At 66.5% G+C, this 2,486-nt stretch carries 3 protein-coding genes; 2 read left to right on the forward strand and 1 reads right to left on the reverse strand.

The window, feature by feature from the left end; translation table 11 throughout:
• Positions 1-1,113 (reverse strand): GAF domain-containing sensor histidine kinase (locus RMO12_RS08640; RefSeq protein WP_309638976.1); only part of this gene is annotated, 1,113 nt, incomplete at its 3' end.
• A gap of 233 nt (positions 1,114-1,346) precedes the next feature.
• Here RMO12_RS08640 and RMO12_RS08645 point away from each other — a divergent pair.
• Both RMO12_RS08645 and RMO12_RS08650 read left to right on the forward strand, forming a co-directional pair.
• Complete coding sequence (locus tag RMO12_RS08645; RefSeq protein ID WP_309638977.1) at positions 1,347-1,538, forward strand: hypothetical protein; 192 nt, start codon at positions 1,347-1,349, stop codon at positions 1,536-1,538.
• Between the two features lie 32 nt (positions 1,539-1,570).
• Positions 1,571-1,840, forward strand: coding sequence for a hypothetical protein (locus RMO12_RS08650; RefSeq protein ID WP_309638978.1), 270 nt, complete (start codon positions 1,571-1,573; stop codon positions 1,838-1,840).
• Positions 1,841-2,486: the final 646 nt, after the last annotated feature.

The raw sequence follows: 2,486 nt of genomic DNA on the forward strand, positions 1-2,486 counted from the left end.
GCGCTGCCCCTGGGTGAACAGCTCGAACACGTGCGCCAGCAGCCCCGCGCCGATGCCCACCCCGTTGTCGACCACGCTGACCGACACCGCGCCGTCTTCGGCCACGACCCGCACCTCGATCTCACCACCTTCGGGCGTGTACTTGACGGCGTTGTTGAGCAGATTGCTCAAGACCTGCACCAGCCGCATGCGGTCGCCCTGCAAGCGCAGCGGCTCGGGCAAGGTCGGCAGAGAAAGGCGCTGGCGACGCGCCAGCAGCTGCGGGTGTATCTGCTCGAGCGCGCCGGTGATGACCTCGCGCAAATCGAGCGTCGAGCTCTCGAGCATCACCAGGCCGCGAGTCACGCGCGAGACGTCGAGCATGTCGTCGACCAGCCCGGTCATGTGGTCGACCTGGCGCGAAATCATGGCGCTCATCAGGCGCACGCGCGGCTCGTCGCCAGGGGCCAGGCGCAGCACCTGCGCCGCGTTGCGGATCGGCGCCAGCGGGTTGCGCAGCTCGTGGGCCAGCATCGCCAGGAACTCGTCCTTGCGCAGGCTCTCTTCGTGCAATTCGGCCTGCGCCTCGCGCGCGACACGCTCGGCAGTCTCGGCCTTGCGGCACTGCAGGCGCAGCTCGAGCAGCTGCACCACCTGAGCGGCGAGGATCGCCAGCGCCTCGTGCTGGACTGGGTCGAGTTCGTGCGGCACGGTGTCCAGGGCGCACAGCATGCCGAGCACCTGGCCGCCCGCGGTGCGCAGCGCCGCGCCGGCATAAAAGCGCAGGCCCGGCGCGCCGCACACCTGTGGGTTGCCGACAAAGCGCGGATCGAGCCTCAGGTCGGGGATCACCACCACGCCGGGGCCGTGCATTACCTGGGCGCAGATCCCCACTTCGAGCGAGTTCTCGCTGATGTCCAGTCCCTGCACCGACTTGAACCAGAGCCGGTGAGCGTCGACGAAGCTGATCGCCGCGATCGGCACACGGCAGATCGCGGCGGCGAGCCGCGTGATGTCGTCGAACGGGGCTTCGCGCGGCGTGTCGAGGATGCCGTAGCGGTGCAAGGTGGCAAGGCGCGCATTTTTTACGGCATCCGCTTGCGCATCGTCTGGCGAAGGGGTCGTGATGGGCATTGAGTCCAGTCGGGGGTCAGGCCTTACAGCGGCATTGCAGTGGTTGCGGGCTGCAGGGGTAGCGCCACCGGCGCGTGGCTTCGGGCATGTCGATTGCCCGCTCGGTTGATGGGGATGATGGATTTGTCAGCGGCGTTGTTGACATCCTGCCCCGAGTCCAGGGGCAAGAACCGGACCCAACGGAATCGACGCGGCCATGAACCCCTCCTTCTACCGACATCAAGGAAGCCGACATGCAAGACGACAAGACATCCCACATCGCGCCTTCCGAGCATTCGACCAAGGAGGTCGACACCAAGCTGCGCGAAGTGGAAGAGAAGATCGAGGGCGCCGAGGGCGCGGGCTCGCCGGCCATCAAGCCCAACAAGGAGCTGGACTCGGACGGCAAACCCGAGAGCGAAACGCCCAGAAACCCGCGCATGTAGCAGCGCGCTGGGTTGCTCCCGCATGCCTGCGCGTGCTCGCGCCGCTGGCCACGCCGATGGCGGCGGCGGTCGCTTTTGATGCTGCGTTGCTAGGCACGATCGCCTCGTTCCTGACCAACCTGCTCGACTCACCCGGAGCCCGCGCTGCCAGCGGCTCCGGCACGATGATCTTTGCTGCCACCGCGCTAGGCGCCTGGTGCGGCGGCGTGTTCGCACGCGACCTGCAGCGCCTGTTCAAACTGATCCGGCGCTGGCCCAAACCCAAGATTCAATCCGCAGGGCGTACAAGCGTGCTGATCTGAAGGCCGCCCGACCTGTCACGCCGGGGCGGCGCGGACGTCAACGCGAAACTGAAACACGGTTTCGCGACCCGACTCGCTCACCACGGTGCGGCCGCGTACAGGTCGAGGATGCGTTGGACGATCAGCAGACCCAGGCTGCCGTCGTCACGGCTGAACGTTGCTGCTGAAGTAGCGCTTCGCAGCCGGGCTCAAAAACGACGCGGGCGCACGCGCGGCGCGCCGAGAAAGCGGCGTTGCACCCAACGCCAGGCAAAGCCGCCGAGGGCGACGAGGATGAGCTTGCGCATGAGGAACTCCTTTCGTGGCGATGTCGTGAAGAGGCAATCGATGTGCCGCGGCCGCATTGCCTTCCCCCAGTGGGGAAGGAGCCAGTACCCGCAACCGCCAAGCTCGGCCGGGCAAAAGAGAACCGGCGGCGGGACGATCTCGCGGGCAATGTGCAAGTACCCGCAAACACAGGATCGGACAAGCCCCTTCGCCGTTGCGGGCACTCCGATTGCTAAAAGTCTGCGCGGGCGGCGATTGCGTCAAACGGTGATGTGAGCTGCCCCGAACCACCGACCCTCAGGAGATCCCATGAACAAGACGATCATCAGTTCCACCGTTCTCGTGCTCAGCTTGATCGGCAGCGTCGGCTGCGCCGTCA

The sequence above is a fragment of the Methylibium sp. genome, from assembly GCF_031393925.1.
GTDB lineage: Bacteria > Pseudomonadota > Gammaproteobacteria > Burkholderiales > Burkholderiaceae_C > Methylibium.